Here is a 26680-nt window from a genome sequence, read left to right as displayed (position 1 = left end):
GGCTATCAGCGCACGCTCGTGGCCGTGGCGTGGATGGGCTACGACCAGCCGAAGAGCCTCGGCAGCCGCGAATTCGGCGCACAGCTCGCGCTGCCGATCTGGGTGGAGTACATGCAGCGCGCGCTGCGCGGCGTGCCCCAGGAAGAGCCTGCCATGCCCGAGGGCGTGACGACGATCAACGGCGAACTCTACTTCGCGGACATGACGCCGGGTAACGGTTTCGTGGCGAGCATCGGCCTCGACTCGGCGAACCTGGCCGGCGCGGCGAGCGACGCGAGCGGCGCGACCGGCAACATGGGCCCGGGCGGCATGACGCCCTCGGTGACCACGACGGAGAAGCAGCAGATCATGGATCTGTTCGAGTCGAACAAGCCTTGACAGGGCTCCGACTCAATCGATCAGTTTCACGAAATGAGCACGGCGCGTCGGCAACGGCGCGCCGTGTTTTGTTTGGTCAGCAAAATATCGTTGTGCGCCAAGGAGTTGGTTGAGCTGTCCAGGGATTTTCCACAGGGCTGCCAACAAAAACTGTGGGTAAGTCGCGCGTCCACTTTTCCACAGTTTTTGTTGAAGCCCCTGTTCATAACCCTGGGATAGCGAAGCTAACTGCCTGACGCAAAAGGCAATCCACCCAGACGCGCCGCGTGAGGCAGCGCCGTCCTCAAAAGACATTGTCATACCGCACGCCGACGGTCCGGCTGAGCGAATCGCGCGAGTACGTGATCGCCCAATGCGCGAGCCATGCGCCTGTGAGCGCGCCGAGTGCGTTAGCAGTCAGGTCCTTGTAGGAGAATCCACCGGTGGAGCAGAAGCCGTTGAGTGTCTGCAGCATGAGGCCTGGCACCGTACCGATCAACGTACCGTAGATGACCGGGTGATCCGTGTCGCGCGTGATCCAGCTACCAAGCGCGCCGAACGGCACGGACACCGCAAAGTGCTCGAGCTTGTCGGTGCCTGTCCAACTGTCGTGCTCGAAGCGAAAGCCGCGGTATGAACCGTCGCAAGTCAGGTCGGCGTGGGCGGCGCCGCTTGCCATGATGAGCAGTGCGAGGCAAACGCCTTGTTTCACTTGATGCGCCATGGTCGTGATCCCCCAGATTGTCGTATGTCGCGCTTTTCGATGTCGCGGCTCAAGCCATCTGCGTGGCGTGACTTTCCCGCTGATACGGCCGCTCTTCGAATATAGGTAGGACTACGTATGAATTAGATGCGCGTAAAGTCAGAAAAGCCTGACCTACGCTGCAGTCTAGCAGCTCTGTCTTGAAAATAAGGGCCAGAAAATCCTGACAGAATAGGGGCGTGCGTGAAGGGCGCTATTCGTTGCGTTCGGCGCTGCGCACCGAACGTGCGGTATCGATCGCGTCTTCGAGTCTGTCGTTGCCCCAGAACATCTCCTCGCCGACGAAAAAGGTCGGCGCGCCGAAGATGCCCAGATCGCGAGCCGTCTGGGTTCGCTCGCGCAGGCGCAGCCGGTTCGCATCGCTGCCGGCTTCATCGATGATCCGCTGTGACTCAAGGCCCAGGGCCGTGAGCATGTGTGCGGCCGCTTCGGGCGAGTCGACCTCGCGATCGTCGCCGAAGTTGCGTTCCATCACCGCGCGGCACCAGGCGGGCAGCCAGGGCTCGTCGGCGGCGAGGACGGCTATGCGCGTCGGCAGCACGGCGCGGCGCGGAAAGTCGCTGGGTTGCTGCCACGGCAGCGCGTACTTGCGGCACAGGCGACGCATGTCCTGCCACACGTACGCGCCTTTTTCCTTCTGGACGACGAAAGGCGGCCCCTCCCAGCCGAGTGCGTCGAGAATGGGGCCGAGCAGGAAGGGCCGCCAGCGCACCGTTACGCCCGCATGTGCCGCGAGGGCTTCGATGCGCATCGCGCTCAGGTAGCTGTAGTTGCTGGAAAGATCGAACCAGAAGTCGAGCGAAGGCGGGGGCATGGTGGCGTCTCCGTGGCAATGTGCGCCGTCTCGCGCGGCGCGTTGCCGATCATGGTACCGCGCACCGCACGTGAGTATGCACGCCGCACCCGTGGTGGGTACGGGACGCCGCGAGCGCTATTTCCCCTGTTTTGCCTCGGCTTCCGATGCCGCGGCCGTTGTGCTCGTCTGGGCGGCGCGGTCGCTGCCGAGCGTTGACGGATCGGCCGGCGGGTTGCCCATCGACTGAAAGAGCGCAGCCGTATCGGAGAGCCGTGCGCCGCGATAGCGGATCTCATCGAGCCGCGCATTGCGCCACTGCTGCTCGCTCTGCCGCACGGCGTACCAGGGCACCGCGCCGAGCTTGTAGCGGGCGCTCGTGTCCTCGTACACGCCTTGGGCACTGCGCGCCGACGTGCCGGCCGCGTCGAGCGCCTGGGCGTCGTGATCGAGCGCGGCGAGGCGGTCGGCGACATCCTGGAACGCGGTGAGCACGGTTTGCCGATAGGTGTCGTTGGCCGCCTCGTACGATTGCAGCGCCGCGCGCCGTTGTGCGACGAGCGCGCCGCCGTGGAAGATCGGCTGCGTGAGCGAAGCGCCGATCGCCCAGATCGCGCCCGCGCCCGAGGTCACGACCGGCCAGCTGAATCCGGCCTGGCCGAGCGCCGCCGAAAGCGTGATGCTTGGGTACATTTGCGCGGTCGCGGCGCCGACCTCGGCGGCGGCGGCCTTGAGCGCGGCTTCGGCTGCTTCGATGTCGGGCCGGGTTCTAAGGAGTTCTGAAGGCACCACCACGGGCACCTGCGCAGGCAGGTTCAGGCTCGCGAGATCGAGATCGGGGGGCGCCTGGTCCGGCGTGCGGCCGAGCAGCACGGCGAGCGCGTGGCGCATCGCGATCCATTGCTGGCGCAATACCGGCAGATTCGCCGCGATCGAGGCCGCGCTCTGCTGCGCGTTGAGCAGATCGGTGCGCGAGGCGGAGCCGAGCGCGTAGCGCTTGTGCACGTCGTCGGTCTGGGCGTTCGCGAGCGCGATCAGTTGCTCCGTCGTCTCGATCTGCGCGTGCAGCGTCGCCACACCCAGCGCGCTCGCCACGATGTTCGCCGCGAGCGCGCGGCGTGCGGCCTCGAGCTGGAATGCCTGCACGTTCACGCGTGAGGCGAGCGCCGCGTTGTTCAGCCGCGTCGCGCCGAACACGTCGAAGGTATAGCGCACGTCGATGAGGCCCGCGAAGATCGCGTATTGCAACTGGTCGATGCCGAACTGCGGGATGGCCGGCGCCTGCTGGCGTTGCGCAATGCCGATCGCATCCACGGTCGGCAGCAGCGAACTGCCGATCTGGCCGCGCAATTGCTCGCGTGCGGCCTGCAGGCTGTGATCGGCGGCGGCGAGATTCGGGCTGTTGGCGAGACCTTCGCTCACGAGCGCATCGAGCGCCTCGGAGCCATAGAGCGTCCACCATTGCGGCACGGGCTGCGCGCCGGTGACGAACTGCTGCGCGACACCCTGGGCGGCGACCGTCTGCGCGGGCTGCGCTTCGGCGCCGTAGTGCTCCGGCTGGGGCATGGCGGGCGGCTCGCCCGTCGGGCCCATGGCGCAACCGGCGAGCGCCAGCGCCGCGCATGCCGCCAGCGTGCCGAGCGTCTTCGGAGAGCGTGCTGAGTTTGATGCACAGGCGCGCGCCGCCTTGTGCGCGCCGCGCCCTGAATTCCACACGGAAGTCTTCATGATGCCTGCTCCGGCGCCTGGCCGGTCTCGTCGGTCTCGCTGCTGCGCACGCGGAACGCGGCGGCGTAGGCCGCGGGCAGGAAGAACAGCGTGAGCACGGTCGCAATCGTAATGCCGCCCATCAGCGCGGTCGCCATGGGTCCGAAGAAGTTCGAGCGCAGCAGCGGGATGAGCGCGAGCACCGCCGCCGCCGCGGTCAGCATGATCGGCCGGAAACGGCGCACCGTTGCGCCCACTACGGCGTCGAAGCGCTTGTGCCCGGCGCGGATATCCGTCTCGATCTGGTCCACCAGAATCACCGAGTTGCGCATGATGATGCCGAACATCGCGATCACGCCGAGCATGGCCACGAAGCCGAACGGCTGTCGGAAAACGAGCAGGGCGATCACCACGCCGATCAGTCCGAGAGGCGCGGTCAGCACGACCATCATCACGCGCGCGAGACTTTGCAACTGAATCATGAGCAGCATGAGGACGGCGACGGCGAGAACCGGCAATTGCGCGTAGATGGACGCCTCGCCCTTTGCGCTTTCTTCGACGGAGCCGCCCACTTCGATGCGATAGCCGGGCGGCAGCGAACGCTCCAGCGAATCCAGCTTGCTTTCGAGCGTACGCGTGACATCGATGCCTTGCGCCCCCGCGCGCACGTCCGACTGCACGGTGATGGTCGGCTGACGGTCGCGCGACCAGATCACGCCGTACTCCAGATCGTTGGCGAGATGGCCGAGCGCGCCGAGCGGCACGGGGCCGTTGGGCGTGGGCATCGCCAGCGTGAGCAGGCGGGAGGGGTCGGCGCGCTCGGCGGCGGGCGCACGCAGATCGACGCTGATGAGCTTGTCGCGCTCGCGAAACTGGGTGACGGTGTAGCCCGAATGGGTCATCTGCAGGAAATTGGCGACGTCCTGCGACGAAACGTTGAGCGCCCGCGCTTTCTGCTGGTCGATCTCGAAATGCAGCGAGCGCTCGGCAGGCTCGTCCCAGTCGAAGTGGACGTTGTCGGTGCGAGGGTCGGCGCGCAGCGTCGCCACCACCTTGCCGGCGATTTCGCGCACGGTCGAGATATCGTCGCCGCTCACGCGGAACTGCACCGGATAGCCGACCGGTGGCCCGTTCTCGAGCCGCGAGAGGCGCGTGCGGATTGCCGGGAAGTCGTCGCGCAGCATCGGCTCGAGCCAGCTCGCGAGCTTCTCGCGGTCCTCGACAGACTTCGCCGTGATCACGAACTGCGCGAAATTGGGCTGCTGCAACTGCTGGTCGAGGGGCAGGTAGAAGCGTGGGGCGCCCGTGCCCACGAAATCGATGAAATGGTCGATCTCGGGGCGACCCTTGAGCGCCGCTTCGAGGCGCTTCGTTTCGCGCAGCGTCGCGTCGAACGCGGCGCCTTCGGGCAGGCGCACGTCAACGAGCAGCTCGGGCCGGTCGGAACTCGGGAAGAATTGTTGCGGCACGAGCGTGAAGCCGGCGAGCGCGGCCACGAAGAGGGCGATGGTCAGCGCGAGCACGACGAGATGGCGTTCGATGCACCAGCCGATCCAGCCGCGCAAGCGCCGGTAGAAACGTGTGTCGTAGATCTCGTGCACGGGACCTTCGCCGTGCGCGGCGCTTTGTGGAGCATTGGGGGCGGCCTTGCGCTCCGGCAGCAACCGGTACCCGAGCAGAGGGATCAGCACCACGGCCGCGAACCACGAGGCGATCAGCGCGATGGCGGACACCTGGAAGATCGAGCGCGTGTACTCGCCGGTGCTCGAGCGCGCGAGCACGATGGGCAGAAAACCCGAGACGGTGACGAGCGTGCCGGTGAGCATCGGGAACGCGGTGCTGGTATAGGCGAACGCGGCGGCGCGCGTGCGGCTCCATCCCTGCGCGAGCTTCACGGCCATCATCTCGACGGAAATGATGGCGTCGTCCACGAGCAGGCCTAGCGCGAGCACGAGCGTGCCGAGCGACACCTTGTGCAGGCCGATGTCGAACAGGTACATGGCGAGCGAGGTGACCGCGAGCACGACCGGAATCGAGATCACGACGACCATGCCGGTGCGCACGCCAAGCGAGACGAGGCTCACGAACAGCACGATGCCCACGGCTTCAGCCACGGCTTCGACGAAGTCGTCCACCGAGCGCGAGACCGCGTGGGGCATGCTCGACACCTCGACGAGCTTCAGTCCCGCGGGAAGTTGCGCGCGCAACTGATCGAGGCGCGCATCGAGTGCCTTGCCGAGGCGGATCACGTCGCCGCCCGGCTGCATCGTGAGTCCGATGCCGAGCACTGCCTGATTCTGGAAGCGCATCTGCGTGACGGGCGGTTCATCGTAGCCGCGCCGGATCGTGGCGATGTCGCCGAGGCGAAACGTGCGCCCGTTCACGCGAATCAGCGTGTTCGCGATCGCGTCGAGGTTATCGTACTGGCCGCTCGGGCGCACGAACAGACGGTCGTCGGCGGTCGTGAGCGTGCCTGAGGGCGAGACGCTGTTCTGCGCGCCGATCACCTGGCCCAACTGCGTGGGCGAGATGCCAAGGCGCGTGAGTTGCGTATTCGGAATCTCGATGAAGATGCGCTGCTGCGGATCGCCGAAATAGTCGACCTTGTCGACATCGGGCACGCGCAGTAGCTGCTGGCGCAATGTGTCCGCGTAGTCGTGCAGTTGCGCGGGCGAAAAGCCGTCGCCTTCGAGCGCGTAGATGTTCGTGTAGACGTCGCCGAACTCGTCGTTGAAGAACGGCCCCTGCACGCCCGGGGGCAGCGTCGCCGCGATGTCGCCCACCTTCTTGCGCACCTGGTACCAGGTCTCGCGCACCTCGCTCACCGGCGCGGAGTCCTTCATCGTGAAGAAGATGAGCGACTCGCCGGGCCGCGAATAGCTGCGCAGGAAGTCGATGTAGGGCGTTTCCTGGAGCTTGCGGCCGATGCGGGTCGTCACCTGGTCTTCGACCTGGCGTGCGGTGGCGCCAGGCCAGAAGGTCTGGATCACCATCACCCGGAACGTGAAGGGTGGATCCTCCGATTGTGCGAGGCGCGTATAGGCGAGTGCGCCGAAGATCGTGGCGAGCGCAACGATGAAGGTGACGAGCCCCTGGTGCCTGAGTGCCCACGCCGAAAGATTGAAGCGTCCCTCTTCCAGGGCATCGTGATCGGAGCCTCGATCCGGGCCTGCGGGGCCGCTCATGACGCGAAGTCCTCGGGATGCAGCGGCGCGACCGGGCGCACCTGCTCGCCGGCATGGACCGTGTGGACGCCCTGGAGCACGATGCGCTCGCCGTCCTGCAGACCGCCTGCCACGGTGATGGTGCGCGCGTCGTAGCGCGTGACGCTCACGCGCCGCAATTGCAGCACGTTGTCGGGCGCGCGCACGACCCAGAGCGCGGGCGCCGCGCCGTCGTGGAAGAGGGCGGTGGCCGGCACGGTGAAGGCGGGCGCCGCGTTTACTTCGTGTGGCGCCGCAAACGTCACGTTTGCGGTCATGCCCAGACGCAGATCGGCGTCCGGATGTTCGAGCGTGAGCCTCACGCGCCACGTGCGGCTTTGCGGATCGGCCGCCGCTGCGAGCTCGCGCAGGCGCGCCGCGTAACGCCGGCCGGGCAGCGCGCCGAGCGTGACCTGTGCGGCGTCGCCGGTGTGCAGGGCGGCCATGGCGCGCTCGGGCAGATCGCTGACCACGTCGACGTCGCCGGTCCACGCGAGCTGGTAGACGGCCTGGCCGGCCTGCACGTTCTGGCCGGTGTCGGCGTTTTCGGCGGTGATGACGCCGGCATGGTCAGCGACGAGCTGTGTGTAGCGCAACTGGTTTTTCGCCAGCGCGAGCTGCTGCTGCGCCTGGTCGCGCTGGGCCGCCGCCGAGGCATAGGCATCCTGGGTCTGTTCGAGCTGCGCGCGGGCGATGAGATTGGCCGCCGACTGGGCGGTGTCGCGCTCGAGTTGCTGCCTCGCGAACACGAGGCGGTGCTGCGCGGCGTCGAATTGGGCCTGCGCGCTTGCCGCGTTCTTCTCGTAATCGGCCGGATCGAGCTGTGCGAGCGTCTGGCCGGGCTTCACGTCGTCACCGAGGCGCACGGTGCGCTCGATGATCTTGCCGTTCACGCGAAATGAAAGCGGCGTCGTATAGCGCGCGTCGACTTCGCCGGGGTAGGTCGCGGGCACGCTGCCGCCGTCGGGATGCACGATCATCGAGACGACCGGGCGCGGCTCGCTCGGAGCTTCCTTTTGCTTGCCGCACGCGGCAAGCGTCACGGCGCCAAGCACGAGAAGGAACCGCGCGCCGCGCCGCCACGCCGCATGCCCTGGCGCGCAGACCGGCACGCCGTTAAACACATCTGAACCACCGCGCATCCTGCTCGATGCGCCACGACCGCAACGATTCACTTGGACCTCGATACGCCTTGCGCGCACACAGACCGCAAAACCGCCAGACCAGTTGCGCTGCCGTTGACCCGGGGGCGCGGCGCTGCCCACGCACGCACCCCGGATTTGAGATGATGTCCCGGATTCTAATACAACCTTGTATTTGAATGTCGAGTTGAATCCGAGGAATGTTTCAGTGCTAGACTCCCGCCAATCCACGAGACATCACGACGCCCCACGCCATGAAACGCATCCGACTCACCCGCGAACAAAGCCGCGACCAGACGCGCGAGCGCCTGCTCGATGCCGCGCAGGCCATGTTCATGAAAAAAGGGTTCGTTGGGGCGAGCGTCGAGGATATCGCGCTCGCGGCGGGGTATACGCGCGGGGCGTTTTATTCGAATTTTTCTGGCAAGTCGGAGTTGTTCGTCGAGTTGCTGCGGCGTGACCACGAGGCTATGCAGGCAGACCTGCGCGCGATCTTCGATGCCGAGGCCACGCGCGAACAGATGGAGGCGCGCGTGCTCGCCTACTACAGCCGCCTGCCGCAGGACAACAAGGCATTTCTGCTGTGGGTGGAGGCGAAGCTGCTGGCCGCGCGCGACGCGCGCTTTCGCGTGCGCTTCAACGCGTTCATGAAGGAAAAGCGTGAACGCCTTGCCGCGTACATCGAGGAATTCTCGGCGCGCGTGGGCACGCCGATGCCGGCCGATCCGGAGTTGCTGGTGATCGGGCTGCTGGGGCTGTGCGACGGGGTGCAATTTCTCGCCACGGCCGACCCGCAGCATGTGACGCCGCCTGTCGTCGAAGCCGTGCTGGCGAGCTTTTTCGCGCGAGTCGTGTTCGGCCGCGACGCCTGAGTTCCGAGTGTGGGCACGCCTCGCCGCTGCTCGATCGTGATCCGAACTCGCGACTTGAACGCGCGGCCTAAGCGCCGAGGCCAGGGCTGTAATTGCTGCCGATCAGCCGCGTGACGGATGCAACGTCCTGGTAGTCCTGCTCCGGCATGCCGTCGAGGATCGCGAGCACCTCGTTGCTCGCGCCGGCAGTGCGCGCGGCGTCTACGAGTTCGTCCTTGTTGGCAGGCCAGCGCACGTCGCGTAGCACGTCGGTGAATTGCAGGTCGATCGGTTCGTCGGGAATGCGGGAGGCTGGCATGCGTGGCGTCCTTTGCGAGGCGGCCCGGATTGGCGGTCCGCGTCGGCGTCTCGTTCGTGGTTGGCGGCGCGCAGCTAGCAGCGCGCCGTTAGCGTCGCGGTGAAAGCATACACAATCCGCCTCGCGCGCCGCCGCCGCGTGCGCACGTCTCATGTCCCGTTCCCACGCCGCTTGTTTGCCACGTAGCTAGCGCTTCGCCTCAAGTCTGGAGATGCAGGTCCGGGCTCAGCGTCTTGTCGAGGCGATGCGACTTGGGCAGCGAGAGAAATTCCCAATGCTGGGGACCGTCGTTGGTGGTCACGGGCACATCGGGGGCAGGAGGCGCCACGGGGGCGTCGTCGGCGCGGGACTGACCGGTCTGGAACGGGAGTTGTGCGCTGGCCCGATAGACCGGCGCTTCCTGCGCGGTGCGTACCGGAGCGGCAAAGCAAGAGGCCGACAACAGCACGGTGGTCATCAGTGTCGAGGTTTTCATCGCTCGACCTCCTTTCTCATGCGGCCCGCAGGTCGCAGCAAGCGCCGTACCGCGTCCGCCAGCCATGGCGGCGGCGCAGGCAGCCGCGCCGGCCGGGGCGGCCCGGCGCGCCGCCACACCGGGCGCAACGAGAGCCGCCCTGAAGGCCACTCTCGCGCGAGGCGTGTACGGATGTTCCATCATGGCAGCAAATGCGCCAGTGCGCCTCGAACGCACGTGCTTTTTGGGTAAAAAAGGCGGCCCGCGCGCCTAGAGCGGCGACTGGCGCAGCGCCTCGAAGCGCGTCCACGGCCACGAGGGGCGGTCGCGCATATAGCCGTTGAGCCAGTTCCACTGCGGATGACGCTGCATGAACGCCTGGGCGTCGAACGGGCGGCCGCACGGATGACCCCAGCGCGCCCAGAACGCCAGATCGCGCGCCATTTCGCTGTCGACCACCTTGCCGTCGTTCGCGCCCCATGGGTTGAACGGCCCGTGATCGGCGCCGCCGAAGCGCGCGTCGTCGAGTTCGAGGTGACCGCAGATCGTGCGCGAGCACGGGTTGTCGCTGCGCTCGAGGTACACGTCGTGGTGGTCCGCGATCATGGTCTTGGCGAGTTCGGCGTCGATTGCGCCGTGGTGCTCCTGCGCGAGCTGCATGAAACGCAGGCGACGCGAGCCGTTGCGGCGCACGTCGGTGTAATCGTCGGCCTCGCCGGCGCATTCCTGGTTGCGGATCTTCAGATCCGTGGCCGCGTTGAAGCCGCTATAGAAGCCGTCTTTCGTGCTCTCGAAACCCGCGTGCTGCAAACCGAGCTCGTAGCGCGCGATCTCACCCGTTTTCGTGTCGCCGAGCAGCCAGCTGTTCACGTAGCCGGCGTTGTTGGCCTGCGCGAACATCTCGCACCATTCGGCAATGCTCGACGCATACTGCGTCGCGCGCCGCGAGCGAAAGAACTCGGGCGCGCCGCTCTCGCGGTAGCCGACGAAGTTCGAGATGGTCGTCTCGGTCACCATGAGGCCCGCGCCGTTGATCCAGAAGTCGGTGAGACTCGAGATGCAGCCGGGCAGGCCCTGCATCAGGATGCGATGCCCCGAGTCGGGCACGATGTCGAAGACGATATTGAACGCGTCGCCGGCCGCGTAGCGATCCCACGAATTGTGCGCCATGACAATGCGGCCGTCGCGCGTTGCGTTTCCCGTGGCGATGAACGCGCTGCAATGGTGGCCGCGCCGCCCGCGCCACGGGCGCACCGCCGGTTGAGCCTGCTGCGCGGCCGCATGGACCGGCCACCAGCTCTGCAGCAGGTCCATGTACCCGTTCCAGGCGAGCACTTCGGCGAACTTGAGGCGGGCGCCGTCGGCGATGCCCTGGATTTCGTCGGCGTATTCGGTGTTCAGGCGCGGCGCGAACAGGGCGATCGCGGCGTTGATGAACGTGTCGAAGTCCTCGCCGGTGTCCCATTTCGCGAGGTAGCGCGCGGTGCGGATCGCGTTGCGTATCTCGCCGGCGAGCAGTTTGCCGTGCTGCTCGCCCCGGTCGTAGGGCTCGCCCTGCAAGTGCACGAATATCCAGCCCGCATGGTCGCGGCGCACGGCATCGAGAGAGGGTTCGCTCATCTTCGCTCCGATCATCCCCGCATCGATTCTGGCTTCTTCGTGTGCGCTCGTCCGTGCGCAGGCCCACGGCGCGAGCCGCGAAGCTCGTCTCTTCGAATTCTAGAAAATCCGCCGCGCTTTGCCACGCGTGCCGCGCGCTTCGCGCAACGCTGAGCGGGCCGGTCGCATTGATCAGCCCGTTGATCCGCCTATCGATCGGCGTTCATGCGCTGATAGGCGTCGAGCAGCGACGTCTTGTACACCACGCCCGCGAGCGTCGGCTCCCGCGTGCTTTCGACCACGGGCAGGCGCTCGCCCTGGAATGACATGAAGTGCTGCAGGCCGACACCGAGCGGCATGTCGGGCGTGAGCACGTCGAACGTCGGCTTCAGGTAGTCGCAAGCATGCTTGTTCGAGGTGTCGCGCTTTTGCAGCAGGTCCGAGGTGATGTCGGCCAGCGCAACCGCGCCGAGAAAGCGCCCCGTCTCGTCGGTCACGTAGAGATACTTCACCGGGTATTCGAGGAACACGCGCGTCATGTCCTGCACCGTGGCGTCGGCGCGCACGACCGTCTCGGCGGGGCGGATCAGCTCGCGCATCTGCGTCATGCGCAGGCGCAGGCGCTCGGCTTCCTCGCGGTTGCGATGGAGCGTGATTTCGTACATCGACGCCTTGCCGATCGCGCGCGCGACGAAATACGCGACCACGCACGAAAGCATGAGCGGCAGCACCACCTGGTAGCTCAGCGTCATTTCGAAGATCATCAAGATCGCCATGAGCGGCGCTTGCGTCGCGCCCGCGAGAAACGCGCCCATGCCCACCATCGCATAGGCGTATGGCTCGGAAGTGCCGTGCGGCCAGAGCGCGTGCATGCCGTGGCCGAACAGGCAGCCGATCACGGCGCCCATGAAGAGCGTCGGCGTGAATACGCCGCCCACCGCGCCGGAGCCGACCGTCGCGGCGGTGGCGATGAGCTTGAAGACGAGCACGGTCGCAAGCGCGCTCCAGGTCCACGGCGAATGCAGGATGGAGTTCACGACGCTATAGCCGTTGCCCCAGACCTCGGGCGTCCAGACGGAAAGCACGCCGACCACGAGACCGCCGAGCGCGAGCTTCACGGGCAGCGGGGCCTTGAGGCGGCCGAAGCTCGCCTTCGCGGTGTCCATCATCACGAGGAACTGCGGCGCGAGCGCGCCGCACAGCAGGCCGAGCGCCACGAACAGCAGCACCTCGACGCCCGTCACTGGCGGAAACACCGGCATTTCATACGGCGGCTTGTAGCCCGCGAACTCGCGCATCGTGATGTTGGCGACCACGGAGGCGACGACGATCGGCCCGAAGCTTTCCATGACGATCGAGCCGAGCACGATCTCGGTCACGAAGAAGGCGCCGGCGATGGGCGCGTTGTAGGCCGAGGTGATACCGGCCGCCGCGCCGCATGCTACGAGCAGGCGCAGGCGCGAGGGATCGAAGTGGACCCAGCGGCCGATCAGCGAGGCGGCGAGCGCGGCGAGCTGCACCATCGGACCTTCGCGGCCGATCGAGCCGCCGCTCGCGATCGTGAAGAGCGAAGAAAGGCTGCGCCAGATGCTTTTGCCGACCGGCATGACGCCGTCGCCGATCGCCACGGCTTCGATGTAGTCGGTGTGCATCGCTTTGTTGCCGTTGCCGGGCGTCTTGCGCCGCGCGATCAGCAGCAGGCACCCGGCGACGAAGCCGCCCGCCGTGGGTAGCCAGATGCGCGTTTGCCAGGGCAGGTGTCGCGCCATCTCGACGAGGCTGCCGTCGCTGCCCGTGAAGAGCTTCTGCAGATGCGCGATGCCCTCGCGGAAGATCACGGTCGAGAACGCGCCGGCCACGCCGACGATGACCGACCAGATCAGCATGGTGTGGGCGTCGGACAGGCGAAAGAAGTCGCGAGCGCGGGTGCGTAGTTTCAGCAGGAATGACAGCACGGCGGGCGGGTCGGATGAGAGGTGAAAGAAAGCCGCGCGGGCGCGGGGCCGGAAACGAAGCCAATGCGCCGCGGCCATTGCGCCGTGCGTGCGCAGTCAGCGGTCGCTGCGGACAGCCACAATGGCGCACGCGCATTCAGCGCACGGCGCGGTCGAGTTCGGGGTAGTGCCGGAAGATGCCGGTCTCGTTGAACGGCAGCCGCCGTTCCGAGGCGAGATAAGCGGCGATGTTCGGGCGCTTCGCCACGGCGTCGTGCAGCGCGACGACATGCGGATAGTGATCCGCGAAATGTTTCGTGGCTTTCGGAAACGCGTAGCGCAGCCCCTCGACGATCTGAAACATCGACAGATCGACGTAGGTGAGCGCGTTGCCCACCATGTGGCGCGGGCCGTGGGGATTCTGCGCGAGCACACGTTCGAAGTAGCGCAGGAACTTCGGGATGCGATGCGCGATGAAGTCCGTCGCGCGTGCCTTCGCCTCGGCCTTCTGGTCTTCGTAGTAGAGGTCGCTCGCAATCGGGTGATGCGTGTCGTGCACTTCGGTCACGAGGTCCGCGATCGTGAGTTGCAGGCCATTCGCCACGAAGCGCAGGCTCTCGTCGCGCGGCACGAGATTCAGCTTCGGGCCGAGGTAGAGAAGAATGTTGGCCGTCTGCGGGATGATGAGCTCGCCATCCCTCAGAAAGGGCGGCGCATACGGCGGATATGGGCCGTCGCTCTCCAGCTCGCGCATCATCGCGCCGATCCCGAGACCGTCTTTCTTCTCGCCGCGCGCCACGTCCACGTAGGGCGCCTGGGCTTCCTCCAGCGCAAGCCGCACGAATTCGCCCCGGCCCTGCAAGCCGTCCCAGTAGTAGAGCTCGTATGCCATCGGTCGTCCCCTTGCGTCGATCGCCGTGCTCGTCACGGCTGGCGCACCCGCTGCCCACGAGGCGGGCAGCAGCGGACAGTATCGCTCGCAACGGTTGCGCCGGGTTGGCGCATGTGCGAGGTTCGTGGGGTGGCGCCGAGCGAGCGCGCGCAAAAACGCAAAAAGCCCCGCGTGTTGCGGGGCAAGTGGCCGGCAGCGCCGGCGCACCTGGGTTCGGGCGGGATGGCGTGCGGTTTGGCGCGGCCCGTCGACGGATCCTCATCCGAACAGGCGCTCCACGCCCCAGGTGATGGCGAGACCGCCGCCGACCAGCCAGACATAGATGATGAACCCTGCGGTCAGCGCTCGCGGGCCGGCCTGGCGGATCTGCGAGACGCGCGTCTCGATGCCGAGCGCCGTCATCGCCATGGTCAGCGCGAACGTGTCGAGCGTGTTGACCGCATGGGTGGCCGCTTCGGGCAGCACGTGGAGCGAATTCACGATCACGAGCGCGAGGAAGCCGAGCGCGAACCAGGGCACCGCGAGCTTGCGTGCGCCACCGTGTGCAGCGTTACCGGCGTGGCCTGCAGGCGCCGCACCGCGCGCCGCACGGTTGAGCCACACGCCGAGCACGAGCAGCACGGGCACGAGCAGCATCACACGCGTCATCTTGACGATCGTGGCGATATGGGTGGCTTCGGGGCTTACGTTGCTCGCCGCGCCGACGACCTGGGCGACTTCGTGAATTGTGCCGCCGAAAAAGAGCCCCGCGCCGAGCGTATCGAGATGCAGCCAGCCCGCGCGATAGAGCACCGGGTAGAGGAACATCGAGAGCGTGCCGAACAGCACGACGCTGCCGACGGCCATGGCGCTCTTGTGCGGCTTCGATTGCAGCGTGGACTCGAATGCGAGCACGGCCGCCGCGCCGCAGATCGCGCTGCCTGCCGCCGTGAGGATGGCGGTATCGCGATCGAGTTTCAGGAGCTTCATGCCGACCCAGGTGCCGATGACGAGCGTGCTCACGACGATCACGACTGATTCGACGAGCCCCGGCACGCCGACCTGGGCGATTTCCTGCAGGCTCACGCGCAGCCCGAAGAACGCCACGGCGATGCGCAACAGCTTGCGCGCGGAGAAGTTGATGCCGGCGGCCCAGCTCTCGGGCATGCCGTCACGCAGCGCATTGCCGTAGATCGCGCCCGCGACGATGCCGACGATCAGCGGGCTCATGCCGAGCCCGGCGATGGCGGGCAGCGACGCGATGCTGGTGACGGCGGCCGCGAAGAGCGCGACGAACAGCACGCCGTTGAGCTGGCCGCGTGTGGATGGCAGCGAGTGCGCCAGAGTGGGTGAAGACATTTCGGCCTCTTTGTCGAACTGGGTGCGAACGGACACTGGACGAACCCCTCGATAAAGGGGTAGCGGATCGGGTAACGAACAGGGTCGCGATCGAATGGCCTAATCCTAATTTAGATATATCGATATGAAAAATCGTGATTTGTGAAGTAATATATAGGAAATCACGATGATTGAGAGTCATGACCCCGGAACAGCTGATAACCTTCGCCGCAGTCGCCGAGCATCTCAATATCAGTCGGGCGGCACTGGCACTGCATCTGTCGCAACCGGCCGTCTCGGGTCAGTTGCGGCTGTTGCAGGAGGAGGTCGGCGAAGCGCTCTACCAGCGCGACGGCCGCGGCGTGCGCCTCACGCCCACGGGCGAGCAGCTCGCGGGCTATGCGGTGCGACTGCGCGATACCTGGCGCGACGCGCTCGCCTGTCGCGACGCGCTGCGCGGCCTCGAGCGCGGCACGCTGCGCATCGGCGCGACCACGACGCCCGCCAGTTACCGGCTGCCGTATCTCGTGGCGCAATTCCATGCGGGCTATCCGCACGTGAAGCTCGAAACGTCGAGCGGGAATACGTCCGATGTCGTCGGCATGCTCGGGGCGGTGGATATCGCACTGATCGAAGGGCCGGTGGGCGAGCAGTTGCCGCCGGACACAGCGGTGCATCCGTGGCACGAGGACGAAATCGTCGCCATCGTGCCGCGCGGGCACGCGCTGACGCAGGCGTTGCCAGCGGCGCCCGGGGAGGGCGGCGAAGCGATGCCGTCCATCGCGCTGGAGGCGCTGGCTGAGTGGCCACTGGTCTTGCGCGAGGACGGTTCAGGGGTGCGCCAGGTCGTCGAGCGCGCGTTCGCGCGCGCGGGCGTGCCGATGCGCGTGGCGCTGGAGATCGCGGGCGTGGAGGGCGTGAAGGAGGCCGTGCGGGCGGGCATGGGCATCGGCTTCGTTTCTGCCATGTCGATGCGCCACGAGAATGGCGCCTTGCGCCAGATCCGCCTCGGCCCGGAGCCGCTCGCACGGCGCTTCTCGATTCTCGTGCCGCATGCGGGCGCGGCTTCGCGCGTCGCGCAGCGCTTTCTGGAGTTGTGCCTCGCGGACGCTCCCGGAACCTGATGGAACCGGACCTAGGGCATACCAGAATGGCGTGGTGCGCCGCGAGCGCGCACTATCCGCCTTAATCATCCGGCGCACAAGGCGCCTTTTTTCGGGCTGGGCTTGGAACCGGTTCCAAGAAGGGCGGATCGAAGCAGGTTTCAGGTGGCGCAACGCGCGTCGTCAGGCGCCGGCAGGCAACAGGAACAAGGCAATGGCGGAAATAGCGATCGTGGCGAGCGCGTTCGGCGCGCAGGCAATCTGGCGCGACGGGCACGCGGCGTGGAGCGCGTCGGCGCGGCGCGCGGGCGCCCAGGCATTCGAGGTGCGGCGCGAGCTGATGCACGACGCCGACGCGCAGCCCGATGCGCTGCGCGCGCTCGGTGCCGTGCTGGCTCGCGAAGGTCTGTGGCCCGTGTGGTCGACGCCCGACGCGCTCTACGGCGAAGACGGCGCGCTCGACGAGCCGGCGCTGCGGGCTGCGGTCGAGGCAGGCCAGGCGCTCGGCGCGCGCTTCGTCAAGCTCCAACTCGGCGGTTTCTCCGGCGACGCCTGGGCGGCGCGCCTCGCCGACCTGCTCGGGCAACTCGGCGTGCGCACCGGGGAAGCGGGCGGTGGCCTGCGCGTCGTCGTCGAAAACGGCCAGCTCGAGCAGGGCGGCAAGCTGGCCCAGTTCGTCGGCCTCTTCAACGCACTGCGCGATGCCGGCGTGCCGGATGCGATCGGGATGGCGTTCGACATCGGCAACTGGCAATGGCCGGGCGAGCCGCCGCTGCTCGCGGCTGCCACGCTCGCGCCGCATGTCGAGTACATCCACTGCAAGGCCGTGGTGGGCGAGGGCGCGCGCCGCTTCGCCGCCGCGCCCGGCGATGACGACACCCTGTGCCGGGCCGCGCTTGCGCTGCTGCCGACGAACGTGCCGCGCGGCATCGAGTTTCCGTTCGATCCGGCTCGCGTTGCCGGCGACGCCGCGCATTACGTCAAGTGGCTTGCCGCCGCCTGACGCGAATCATCGGCGGCATATCGACTTTGGCCCATCGACTTTGGCCCATCAACATCAGCGAGCGGACTTCGCCCCAGGCTACTCATACGATCAGGAACCCTCTCATGACCGACACACTCGATGTCCTCACTTACGGCGAAGCGATGGCGATGTTCGTCGCGACCGAGCCGGGACCGCTAGCCCAGGTGGGGCACTTCACGAAGCGCGCGGCGGGCGCTGAGCTTAATGTCGCGACCGGCCTCGCGCGCCTCGGCTTCAAGGTGGGCTGGGTGAGCCGCGTGGGCGCGGATTCGTTTGGCCAGTTCGTGCGCGACGTGCTCGCGCACGAAGGCATCGACTCTCGTTGCGTGAGCACCGATTCGCGCTATGCGACCGGCTTTCAGCTCAAGTCGAAGAACGACGACGGCAGCGATCCGGCCGTCGAATATTTCCGCCGCGGCTCGGCGGCGAGCCAGCTCTCGACCTACGACTATGAGGCGGACTACGTGCTCGGCGCGCGCCATCTGCACCTGAGCGGCGTCGCGCCTGCGATCTCGTCATCCTCACGCGAGCTCGCGTTCAAGCTCGCGCGCGAGATGCGCACCGCGGGCCGCACGATCTCGTTCGATCCGAATCTGCGTCCGACGCTCTGGGGCTCCGAAGCCGAGATGGTCGCCACGCTCAACGAACTCGCGAGCTTCGCCGACTGGGTGCTGCCCGGCGTGAGCGAAGGCCGCGTGCTGACCGGCTCGGACGATCCTGAAGCGATTGCGCGCTTTTACCTCTCGCGCGGCGCGCGCGGCGTGATCGTCAAGCTTGGCGCCGAGGGTGCGTACTATGCGAGCGCCGACGGCGAGCGCGGCCGCGTCGCGGCACAGCGCGTGGAGCGTGTCGTCGATACCGTGGGCGCCGGCGACGGCTTCGCCGTGGGTGTGGTGAGCGCGTTGCTCGAAGGCCGCGCGCTGCCCGCTGCGGTCGAGCGCGGCAATCGCATCGGCGCGCTGGCCGTGCAGGTGATCGGCGATTCGGAAGGCTTGCCGACGCGCGCGCAACTCGATGCGCTCGAAGGCACGCAAACGCAGGCGGGCGCTGCGACCGCGGCGGCTCTATAGCGGAACACGCGGCGCAATGCTGTAGCGAATTGGCGAGCGGCGCGCCGGATTATCAGGCTCTGCACGGGACCGAAGTAAGCGCCAAAGCGCTATTTCTGGTCGACAGCTTTGCATGGGACCAGAGTAAGCGCTTTGCATGGGCCCTGAGTAAGTGCTAAAGCACTAACTCAGGGCGACAGCTAAAGCGCTAACGCTGGTCGACAGGAGACAGGAGACAAAGATGACCTCAACCTCGCTCGCACCGCGCCGCTGGTGGGCAATCATGCCGATCGTGTTCATCACGTACAGCCTTGCCTATCTCGACCGCGCCAACTACGGCTTCGCTTCGGCGGCCGGCATCAATCGCGATCTCGGCATCAGCTCCGGGCTCTCGTCGCTGATCGGCGCGCTGTTCTTCCTCGGCTACTTCTTCTTCCAGTTGCCGGGCGCCATGTACGCCGAACGCCGCAGCGTACGCAAGCTCGTGTTCGTGAGCCTCGTGCTCTGGGGCGGCTGCGCCGCGCTCACCGGCGTCGTGACGAACATTGCGTCGCTCATGGCGATCCGCTTCGTGCTGGGCGTGGTGGAGGCGGCCGTCATGCCGGCCATGCTCATCTTCATCAGCAACTGGTTCACCAAGAGCGAGCGCTCGCGCGCCAACACCTTCCTGATCCTCGGCAATCCGGTGACGGTGCTCTGGATGTCGGTGGTCTCGGGCTATCTCGTGCATGCATTCGGGTGGCGCCACATGTTCATCGCCGAAGGCGCGCCGGCCATCGTGTGGGCCGTGTGCTGGTGGTTCCTCGTGCGCGACAAGCCCGCACAGGTCACCTGGCTCTCCGACGAAGAAAAGCGCGCACTCGACGCCGCCATGCGCGCCGAACAGGCCGCCATCAAGCCGGTGCGCAACTACGCCGAAGCGTTCCGTACGCCCGCCGTGATGCTGCTCTCGGCGCAGTACTTCTGCTGGAGCATCGGCGTGTACGGCTTCGTGCTGTGGCTGCCCTCGATCGTGAAGAACGGTTCGGCGCTCGGTATGGTGGAGACGGGCTGGCTTTCCGCGCTGCCGTATCTCGCGGCGACCATCACGATGCTCGTCGCCTCCTGGGCCTCCGACAAGCTCGACAATCGCCGCGCCTTCGTATGGCCGTTCCTGCTGGTCGGCGCGCTCGCGTTCGCGGCTTCGTACGCGCTCGGCTCGACGCACTTCTGGATCTCCTACGCGCTGCTCGTCGTGGCGGGCGCGGCGATGTACGCGCCGTACGGTCCGTTCTTCGCGATCGTGCCCGAGCTGCTGCCGAAGAACGTGGCAGGCGGCGCGATGGCGCTCATCAACAGCATGGGTGCGCTCGGCTCGTTCGTCGGCTCCTATGTCGTCGGCTACCTGAATGGCGCAACGGGCTCGCCTGCGGCATCCTATGCGTTCATGAGCGCGGCGCTGGTGGTCTCGGTGGGTCTCACGCTCGCCGTGAAGCCGCAGCGCGATACCGCGCAAGGCTACGCTTCGCCGGTTCACGGCAAATAACGCACCTCGAACAGCACACCTATGAAGCTCAAAATTGTTGCCTACAAAGCCTTGCCCGCCGATGTCGCCGACTCGCTGCGCGAGCATGCCGAAGTCGTTTTCGTCGATGCGGACGAGCCCGGCGCACTCGCCGCCGCGCTCAAGGACGCCGACGGCGCGATCGGCGCGAGCGTGAAGATCACGCCGGCGATGCTGGAAGGCTCGCGCGTGAAGGCGCTCTCGACGATCTCGGTGGGCTATGACCAGTTCGACGTGCCCGATCTGACGAAGCGCGGCATCGTGCTTGCGCACACGCCCGACGTGCTGACCGAATCGACAGCCGACACGGTGTTTGCGCTCATTCTTTCTAGCGCGCGCCGCGTGGTCGAGCTTGCCGACTGGGTCAAGGCGGGCCAGTGGAAGGCCAGCATCGGACCCGCGCAGTTCGGCGTGGACGTGCAGGGCAAGACGCTCGGCATCGTGGGGCTCGGGCGCATCGGCGGCGCGGTCGCGCGGCGCGCTGCGCTCGGCTTCAACATGAAGGTGCTCTACACGAACCGCAGCGCCAACGCCACGGCCGAGCGCGACTACGGCGCGCGCCGCGTCGAACTCGACGAGCTGCTGGCGAGTTCCGACTTCGTGTGCCTGCAGGTGCCGCTCACCGACGCCACGCGCCACATGATCGGCGCGGAGCAGCTGAAGAAGATGAAGAAGAGCGCGATTCTCATCAACGCCTCGCGCGGCGCGACCGTCGACGAGCAAGCGCTGATCGCGGCGCTCGAAGCCGGCACGATCCACGGCGCGGGCCTCGACGTGTTCGAGCGCGAGCCGGTCGATCCCGCATCGCCGCTCTTGCGCATGCCGAACGTGGTGGCGCTGCCGCACATCGGCTCGGCCACCCACGAGACGCGCCACGCGATGGCGCGTTGCGCGGCGGAGAATCTCCTCGCCGCGCTCGCGGGCACGCTCGACGTGAATATCGTCAACCGCGAGGTGCCAGGGCGATGAGTACGGACCCGGGCAGCACGGATGGTGCTGCGAAGGGCGCGGGCGCACCGGCTGCGCCGCCGCGCCGCGCGACGATCAGCGACGTGGCGAGCGAGGCTGGCACCGGCAAGACGAGCATTTCGCGCTATCTGAACGGCGAGCTCGGCGCGCTGTCGCCTGATCTGCGCGCGCGTATCGAGGCCGCGATCGAGCGGCTCGACTACCGCCCCAACCAGATGGCGCGCGGGCTCAAGCGCGGGCGCAACCGCCTGCTCGGACTGCTGCTCGCCGACCTCGCCAATCCCTATTCGGTGGAAATACTGCAGGGCGTGGAGGCTGCGTGCCATGCGCTCGGCTACATGCCGCTCATCTGCCATGCGGCGAATGAAGTCGACATGGAGCGCCGCTATCTGCAATTGCTCACGACCTATCGCGTGGAAGGCGTGATCGTCAACGCGCTCGGTGTGCGCGAATCGATGCTCAAGCCCGTGGGCAGCGGCGGCATTCCGGCCGTGCTGATCGACCGCACCGTCGACGGCCTCGAAGCCGATGTCGTCGGCCTCGACAATGCGGCGGCCGTGCGCCTCGGCACGGAGCACCTGGTGGCGCGCCGCTACGACGACATCGTGTTCGTCGTGCAGCCGTTCGAGCACGTGAGCTCGCGGCGCGAGCGGGAAGCCGCATTTCGTGCTTCGATGCAGGCCACGAAGGGGGCGGCGCGCGGCACGACGCACGTGCTCGATCTCCACGACGATGCGGCGTGTCAAAAGGCGCTTGGTGCGCTCGACGCGCACCTCGCCGATGCCGCCGCACGCGGCGCTCGCTGCGCGCTCTTTGCGGCGAACGCACCTGTGGCGCTGCGCCTCGCGCTCCATCTGAAGGCGGCGCTCGGCGCGCAGTGGCAGCAGCGCGTGGCGTTGATCGCCATCGACGATCCGGAGTGGGCGGAGTTGGCTGGCATCACCACGATTCGGCAGCCCACGCGCGCAATCGGCTATCGCGCCGTGGAGTTTCTGCACGAGCGCATCGAAGGCGCAGCGCCCGCCGCTCGCGCGGCGGCGTTCGAAGGCGAGCTGGTGGTGAGGGCTTCGACGCTCGGGTGACGACGGCGGCATCGTCGGCGCTCGTTGCGGGCCGGTTGCATGATTGGCACGATCGGCACGATTGGCGTGCGTGCGCGCGCGGGTGGGGCTGCGCGCCGGGCCTGATATCTGCGATCATTCGGGCTGCGGCGCGCGTCCACGCGTGCCGAATGTCATAAGGAAGCCCATGTCCGTAGCCCCGATCACGCTCGTCTGCCTCTCGCTCGCCACGCTGTTCGTCGCCGTCTTGCCGGTGTCGCTCTATCGCCGGTTGCGCGTGGCGTACGCGCTCGACTGGCGCGATACGATCTCGGGCATTGCCGTCTTCGCACTCTTCGCGACCGTGATCGAGCGCTCGCTCAATGACTATGTGCTGCACGGGAACGCCGTTTTTGCGCAGGTGCTGTCGCATCCGGCCGCGTTCGTGCTGTACGGGGCGCTGGCCGCGGGCGTGTGCGAGGAGGTCGGGCGCTACATTGCGATGCGGCTCATCGAGCGCCGTGGCGTGCGCCAGCCCAACGCTCCCGTGGATGGCACGGCGCTTGGCTACGGCATCGGGCACGCGGGTGCGGAGGCGTGGTTCGTCGGCGTACTGGTGCAACTGCAATGGATCGTGTTCGCGGTGCTCGCGAATCGCGGCAATCTCGACGAGCATCTCGCCAATCTCACGCTCGACTCAGTGCTGCGCGTCCACCTGATTCTCGCGAGCCTCTCGCCGCTCTTCGCTGGCGTGTTTGCGCTCGAGCGCACGGCGGCGTTCGTCTTCCAGATCGGCCTGTCCGTGCTGATGTGGCGCGGCGTGCGCGCGGGGCGCAAGAGCATCCTGCCGCTCGCGATCGCGGTGCACGCGCTCATCGACGTACCCGCCGCGATGTACCAGGCGCGCCTCGTGCCGCTGATCGCGGTGGACGGGTTTTATGCCGTGGCGGCCGCTGTGGTCGCCGTCGTGCTTTTCAGGACGTGCCGCCTCGAGCGGCGTGTCGCGCGCGCGGCGTAAGCCCGCGTGTCTCATCACTCTTTTCTGGCGTCAATGGAAGCCTATCTCTTTGAATGCGCGAGCCCCGATTTCGACGAGCTCGCCCGTGTGATCGCCGACATCTTTCCCGAGCAAACGCGCTTTGCCGAGGAACGTGACGAAAACGGCGTGCCGCAGCTGGTCGTGCACTGGGTTGCGATGCGCTTTGGCTCGAAGGCGCGCCGCATGGCGCTGACGATCGCGCTCGCGCCCGCGGCGCTCGCGCGCTATCGCGCGTTGCCGGCAAGGCTGCGCGGCCGCAGCTTCGCCGTATTGCGAGCCTATGTGGAAACAACGATCGAATCGCTGGAGGAGCAGCACGCGAAAGGCGAAGACGTGCCGCACGAAGTGACGATCGCGCTCGACGAGGAGTTTGCTTGATGTGAGCCGGGCAGGGAGGGCACGGGCGCATTGCGCCCGGATTGCGCCCGGCTCGCGGAGTCTGCCTGGATCGGGCGCTCAGTTGGCTGGACGATAAACCTTGGCGAAACGCGCGGCCTGCACGACACCGTAGTCGCCGGGCGCGTATTGCATGACCCAGTCGCCGGCCACACCGCTCAGGCGGTCACCGCCTGCCGAGCGCACGATCGTGAACGGTTCGTCCATGCGCTTCGCGAGCACCACGACCTGGCGGTTGCGATACGCGCCTGCCTCGCCGTGGACGAGAGCGGGGCTGGCCGGCAGGTACTTCGCGTCGAAGCGTTCGCGCGAGACGACCCAGCGTTCGCCGGTCGAGCCGGTGATGATCGCGTCGCCTGCGGCATAGCGGTTCGGGCCTTCGAGGCTCAACAGCTCGCCCGCTTGCGCCGCGAACTCGACGCTCACGGTTTCGTCCTTGACGACGGGCTGGGCGGCGGGGTCGCCGCGCAGGTCGAGTTGGGTCAGTTCAATCATGATTGCGGCAGCGGACCTGCCTCGAAAAAGTCGGAATTCCAATGGCGCGACGGCCGGGCGCCGATATACCCGGTAAGCCCGGCCCTCGCGCGGTCCGCAAGATTACCCTGAATCGGGCCGCCGCGCACGCCTGAACCGATGCGGGCGGCGGCGCATCAGGGCCTTACTGCGCAGCCGAAGCGGCGTCGCTCGCCGCGGCAGCCGCGGACGGCTTCGTACGGCTCTTGTGCTTCGGGTGCGCCGGCTTGCCCGCCTGGCCGTGCTCGTGGTCGCGGCGGAAGGTTTGATCGGCGAGCGTCTTTTGCTCGGGCGAGAGGCTGTTGTAGAGCGGTTCGAAAGCCGTGACGAGCTTCTGCATGTCATCGGCATGTGCCTGCGTGATCTGCGCGTACTGCTTCATGTCGTCGAGCGCATTACGCGTGTTCTCGGTTTCCATGCGCTGCTTGTAGAGCGCGGCCATCGTTTGGCCGTTGGTGCGCATGACGTCGGCGAAAGCCTTCCACTGCGGCTCCTGCTCGGGCGTGATCTTGAGCTGCGAATGCAGCCACGTGATGCGTTCCTCGACACGTTGCTGATGCTGCGCGGCGCGCACGTCGGCACTCGAAGCGGCCGTTGCCGTGGCGGACGACGCGGCGCTTTGAGCGAACGCGCCGCTCATCGAGAGCGTCGCGGCAAGGATGACGAAAGCTTTCTTCATTGTGAGTCCTCGAATCGTTTTGTAGCGGGTAGCACGGCCGAAACCGCTGCAGCCGTTATTAGTACCACGTTCCGTATCGGGTACACCCTGACTGCGACACTTGCTTACAAACGAAACGCAAGGAAACGCGCTGAAATTCGAACGGTGCATGGCTCGCGCACGTTGCTCCCACGCTCCCCGGCGCATCGGCTCGCGCGATAATGACGCCGATCCCAACTCCCGCACTGACCTTTGCCCGATGAGACCACCGCGCCTCGATCAACTCGATGAACTCGACCGCAGCCTCGTCGCGCTGCTGCAGGAAAACGCGCGCGAAAGTGTGGCGAATCTCGCCCGGCGCCTGGGCGTCGCGCGCACCACGGTGCTTGCGCGCATCGAGCGGCTCGAGCGCACGCAGGTGATCGCGGGCTACGGTGTGCGGCTCGGCCAGGACGTGCTCGATGCGAGCCTGCAGGCCTGGGTCGGGCTCATCATCGCGCCGCGTCACGGGCCCGACGTGCAAAAGCGCCTCGGCAAGATGCCCGAAGTGCAGTTGCTGTGCGCGGTGAGCGGCGAATACGACTACGTCGCGTGGCTGCGCGCCGATTCGCCCGATCGCCTGAACGACCTGCTCGACCAGATCGGCGGCATGCCGGGCGTGGAGCGCACGACCACGTCGATCGTGCTCGCGCGCAAGGTTGATCGCGGCACGGTGACGGGCTGAATAGCGGTCCCGGCGCGAGCCGTTTTTACACTTTTCGTCATTTCGACGAAAAGTGTCGTCGAAATGACGAAAGCCGCGGTCGAAGCGCATCGTTTTGTGTCTATGATCCGATTTTGCCTCTCCCTAGACTGTGGCTGAACGGGCGCTGCCCATCCCCAAGCACAGAAAACCAAAGGAGATGACAAATGAAAGTCGCAATTGCAGGCGCCGGTTTGATCGGCCACACCATCGCCCACATGCTGCGCGAAACCGGGGACTACGAAGTGGCGGCCTTCGACCGCGATGCAAAGGCGCTCGAACCGCTCGCGGCGCAGGGTATCCCCACAGCGCGAGTCGATTCCGGCGATGCCGCCGCGCTGCGCGGCGCGCTCGAAGGCTATGACGTGCTCGTCAACGCGCTGCCGTATTACCTCGCGGTGAACGTCGCCTCGGCGGCGAAGGGCGCGGGCGTTCACTACTTCGACCTGACCGAGGACGTGCGCGCAACGCATGCGATCCGCGCGCTCGCCGAAGGCGCCGACCATGTTTTCATGCCGCAGTGTGGCCTCGCGCCCGGTTTCATCGGCATTGCCGCGCACGCGCTCGCGAGCCGCTTCACCGAGATCCGCGAGGTCAAGATGCGCGTGGGCGCGCTGCCGCAGTTCCCGACCAATGCGCTCAAATACAACCTCACCTGGAGCGTCGACGGCCTCATCAACGAGTATTGCCAGCCGTGCGAGGCGATCCGCGATAGCCGCACGCAGTGGGTGCAGCCGCTCGAAGGGCTCGAGCATTTCTCGCTCGACGGCGTGGAATACGAGGCCTTCAATACGTCGGGCGGCCTCGGCACGCTTTGCGAGACGCTCTCGGGACGCGTGGAGTCGCTCGACTACAAGTCGGTGCGTTACCCGGGGCACCGCGAACTGATGCGGTTCCTGCTCGAGGACCTGCGCCTCGCGAGCGACCGCGACACGCTCAAGTCCATCATGCGCCGCTCAGTGCCCGCCACGGAGCAGGACGTCGTGCTCATCTTCATGACGGTTACGGGGATGCGTAACGGCCAGCTCGTACAGGAAGTGTTCACACGCAAGATCTTCGCGAAGACCGTGTGCGGCGTGCCCATGAGCGCGATCCAGATCACCACGGCCGGCGCGATGTGCGCAGTGCTCGACCTGTTCCGCGAAAAGCACCTGCCGCAAGCCGGGTTCGTGCGCCAGGAGCAGGTGTCGCTGCACCAGTTCCTCGCGAACCGGTTCGGTCAGGTGTACGAAGGTGCGACGCTCGACAGCCGCGCGAAGGTGCCGGCCTGACG

The 26680-nt window shown here is 66.8% G+C and carries 25 protein-coding genes and 1 pseudogene; 12 read left to right on the top strand and 14 right to left on the bottom strand.

Translation table 11 applies throughout. The features are described 5' to 3' along the window. A pseudogene (locus tag VMJ11_RS08065) lies at positions 1-378 on the top strand (penicillin-binding protein); the annotation flags it as partial. Between the two features lie 12 nt (positions 379-390). Here VMJ11_RS08065 and VMJ11_RS08060 read toward each other — a convergent pair. The 6 genes from VMJ11_RS08060 to VMJ11_RS08035 form a co-directional block, all read right to left on the bottom strand. Continuing rightward, the gene (locus tag VMJ11_RS08060; protein ID WP_325618704.1) at positions 391-678 is read right to left on the bottom strand and encodes a hypothetical protein; all 288 of its coding nucleotides are present in this window, start codon (positions 676-678) and stop codon (positions 391-393) included. Continuing rightward, a complete protein-coding gene (locus tag VMJ11_RS08055) occupies positions 662-1069 on the bottom strand; it encodes a hypothetical protein (protein WP_325618702.1) in 408 nt (135 codons plus the stop codon). Before VMJ11_RS08055 ends, VMJ11_RS08060 begins: the two co-directional genes overlap by 17 nt. Before the next feature lie 244 nt (positions 1070-1313). Then, a complete protein-coding gene (locus VMJ11_RS08050; protein ID WP_325618700.1) occupies positions 1314-1934 on the bottom strand; it encodes a 2-hydroxychromene-2-carboxylate isomerase in 621 nt (206 codons plus the stop codon). Positions 1935-2051: 117 nt separating this feature from the next. Next, a complete protein-coding gene (locus VMJ11_RS08045) occupies positions 2052-3641 on the bottom strand; it encodes an efflux transporter outer membrane subunit (RefSeq protein ID WP_325618698.1) in 1590 nt (529 codons plus the stop codon). Next, complete coding sequence (locus VMJ11_RS08040) at positions 3638-6805, bottom strand: efflux RND transporter permease subunit (RefSeq protein WP_325618696.1); 3168 nt, start codon at positions 6803-6805, stop codon at positions 3638-3640. The genes VMJ11_RS08045 and VMJ11_RS08040 overlap by 4 nt, the downstream gene beginning before the upstream one ends. After that, positions 6802-7965, bottom strand: coding sequence for an efflux RND transporter periplasmic adaptor subunit (locus VMJ11_RS08035; RefSeq protein WP_325618694.1), 1164 nt, complete (start codon positions 7963-7965; stop codon positions 6802-6804). Before VMJ11_RS08035 ends, VMJ11_RS08040 begins: the two co-directional genes overlap by 4 nt. 254 nt (positions 7966-8219) lie before the next feature. Between VMJ11_RS08035 and VMJ11_RS08030 the strand changes: the two genes are divergently transcribed. Then, a complete protein-coding gene (locus VMJ11_RS08030; RefSeq protein WP_325618692.1) occupies positions 8220-8837 on the top strand; it encodes a TetR/AcrR family transcriptional regulator in 618 nt (205 codons plus the stop codon). A 67-nt stretch (positions 8838-8904) separates the two neighbouring features. On the opposite strand, the gene VMJ11_RS08025 is transcribed toward VMJ11_RS08030, so the two are convergent. From VMJ11_RS08025 to VMJ11_RS08000, 6 genes are all read right to left on the bottom strand, one after another. Then, entirely contained in the window at positions 8905-9135 is a 231-nt protein-coding gene (locus VMJ11_RS08025) for a DUF2795 domain-containing protein (RefSeq protein ID WP_325618690.1), read from the bottom strand. Between the two features lie 199 nt (positions 9136-9334). Further along, the gene (locus VMJ11_RS08020; RefSeq protein WP_325618688.1) at positions 9335-9610 is read right to left on the bottom strand and encodes a hypothetical protein; all 276 of its coding nucleotides are present in this window, start codon (positions 9608-9610) and stop codon (positions 9335-9337) included. Positions 9611-9859: 249 nt separating this feature from the next. Beyond that, complete coding sequence (locus VMJ11_RS08015; RefSeq protein WP_325618686.1) at positions 9860-11209, bottom strand: C45 family peptidase; 1350 nt, start codon at positions 11207-11209, stop codon at positions 9860-9862. Positions 11210-11397: 188 nt separating this feature from the next. Further along, positions 11398-13143 (bottom strand): ClcB-like voltage-gated chloride channel protein, encoded by a 1746-nt coding sequence (locus VMJ11_RS08010; RefSeq protein WP_325618684.1) that lies wholly within the window; start codon positions 13141-13143, stop codon positions 11398-11400. 136 nt (positions 13144-13279) lie between these two features. Continuing rightward, complete coding sequence (locus tag VMJ11_RS08005) at positions 13280-14014, bottom strand: glutathione S-transferase (protein WP_325618682.1); 735 nt, start codon at positions 14012-14014, stop codon at positions 13280-13282. A gap of 258 nt (positions 14015-14272) precedes the next feature. Further along, a complete protein-coding gene (locus VMJ11_RS08000) occupies positions 14273-15352 on the bottom strand; it encodes a YeiH family protein (RefSeq protein ID WP_325618680.1) in 1080 nt (359 codons plus the stop codon). 179 nt (positions 15353-15531) lie between these two features. On the opposite strand from VMJ11_RS08000, the gene VMJ11_RS07995 reads away from it, so the two are divergent. The 8 genes from VMJ11_RS07995 (at position 15532) to VMJ11_RS07960 (ending at position 23476) form a co-directional block, all read left to right on the top strand. Continuing rightward, positions 15532-16455, top strand: coding sequence for a LysR family transcriptional regulator (locus VMJ11_RS07995; RefSeq protein WP_325618678.1), 924 nt, complete (start codon positions 15532-15534; stop codon positions 16453-16455). 193 nt (positions 16456-16648) lie between these two features. Then, a complete protein-coding gene (locus tag VMJ11_RS07990; protein WP_325618676.1) occupies positions 16649-17437 on the top strand; it encodes a sugar phosphate isomerase/epimerase family protein in 789 nt (262 codons plus the stop codon). 104 nt (positions 17438-17541) lie between these two features. Continuing rightward, entirely contained in the window at positions 17542-18528 is a 987-nt protein-coding gene (locus VMJ11_RS07985; RefSeq protein WP_325618674.1) for a sugar kinase, read from the top strand. A 220-nt stretch (positions 18529-18748) separates the two neighbouring features. After that, complete coding sequence (locus VMJ11_RS07980; protein ID WP_325618672.1) at positions 18749-20032, top strand: MFS transporter; 1284 nt, start codon at positions 18749-18751, stop codon at positions 20030-20032. Positions 20033-20053: 21 nt separating this feature from the next. Next, positions 20054-21019 (top strand): D-glycerate dehydrogenase, encoded by a 966-nt coding sequence (locus VMJ11_RS07975; protein ID WP_325618670.1) that lies wholly within the window; start codon positions 20054-20056, stop codon positions 21017-21019. Beyond that, the gene (locus VMJ11_RS07970; protein ID WP_325618668.1) at positions 21016-22101 is read left to right on the top strand and encodes a substrate-binding domain-containing protein; all 1086 of its coding nucleotides are present in this window, start codon (positions 21016-21018) and stop codon (positions 22099-22101) included. The genes VMJ11_RS07975 and VMJ11_RS07970 overlap by 4 nt, the downstream gene beginning before the upstream one ends. 166 nt (positions 22102-22267) lie before the next feature. Continuing rightward, positions 22268-23077 (top strand): YhfC family intramembrane metalloprotease, encoded by an 810-nt coding sequence (locus VMJ11_RS07965; RefSeq protein ID WP_325618666.1) that lies wholly within the window; start codon positions 22268-22270, stop codon positions 23075-23077. 33 nt (positions 23078-23110) lie between these two features. Continuing rightward, a complete protein-coding gene (locus tag VMJ11_RS07960; RefSeq protein ID WP_325618664.1) occupies positions 23111-23476 on the top strand; it encodes a DUF3022 domain-containing protein in 366 nt (121 codons plus the stop codon). Between the two features lie 78 nt (positions 23477-23554). On the opposite strand, the gene VMJ11_RS07955 is transcribed toward VMJ11_RS07960, so the two are convergent. Then, a complete protein-coding gene (locus VMJ11_RS07955) occupies positions 23555-23989 on the bottom strand; it encodes a PGDYG domain-containing protein (protein WP_325618661.1) in 435 nt (144 codons plus the stop codon). 163 nt (positions 23990-24152) lie between these two features. Further along, complete coding sequence (locus VMJ11_RS07950; RefSeq protein WP_325618659.1) at positions 24153-24686, bottom strand: Spy/CpxP family protein refolding chaperone; 534 nt, start codon at positions 24684-24686, stop codon at positions 24153-24155. A 238-nt stretch (positions 24687-24924) separates the two neighbouring features. Between VMJ11_RS07950 and VMJ11_RS07945 the strand changes: the two genes are divergently transcribed. Then, positions 24925-25389 carry an Lrp/AsnC family transcriptional regulator gene (locus tag VMJ11_RS07945; protein ID WP_325618657.1) on the top strand — a complete coding sequence of 155 codons (465 nt, stop codon included), beginning with the start codon at positions 24925-24927 and terminating at the stop codon, positions 25387-25389. A 185-nt stretch (positions 25390-25574) separates the two neighbouring features. Beyond that, the gene (locus VMJ11_RS07940; RefSeq protein ID WP_325618655.1) at positions 25575-26678 is read left to right on the top strand and encodes a saccharopine dehydrogenase family protein; all 1104 of its coding nucleotides are present in this window, start codon (positions 25575-25577) and stop codon (positions 26676-26678) included. Positions 26679-26680 lie beyond the last annotated feature (2 nt).

Source organism: Paraburkholderia sp. (assembly GCF_035501035.1).
In the GTDB taxonomy this organism is placed as follows: domain Bacteria; phylum Pseudomonadota; class Gammaproteobacteria; order Burkholderiales; family Burkholderiaceae; genus Paraburkholderia.
This window is presented reverse-complemented; position numbering and strand designations above follow the sequence as displayed.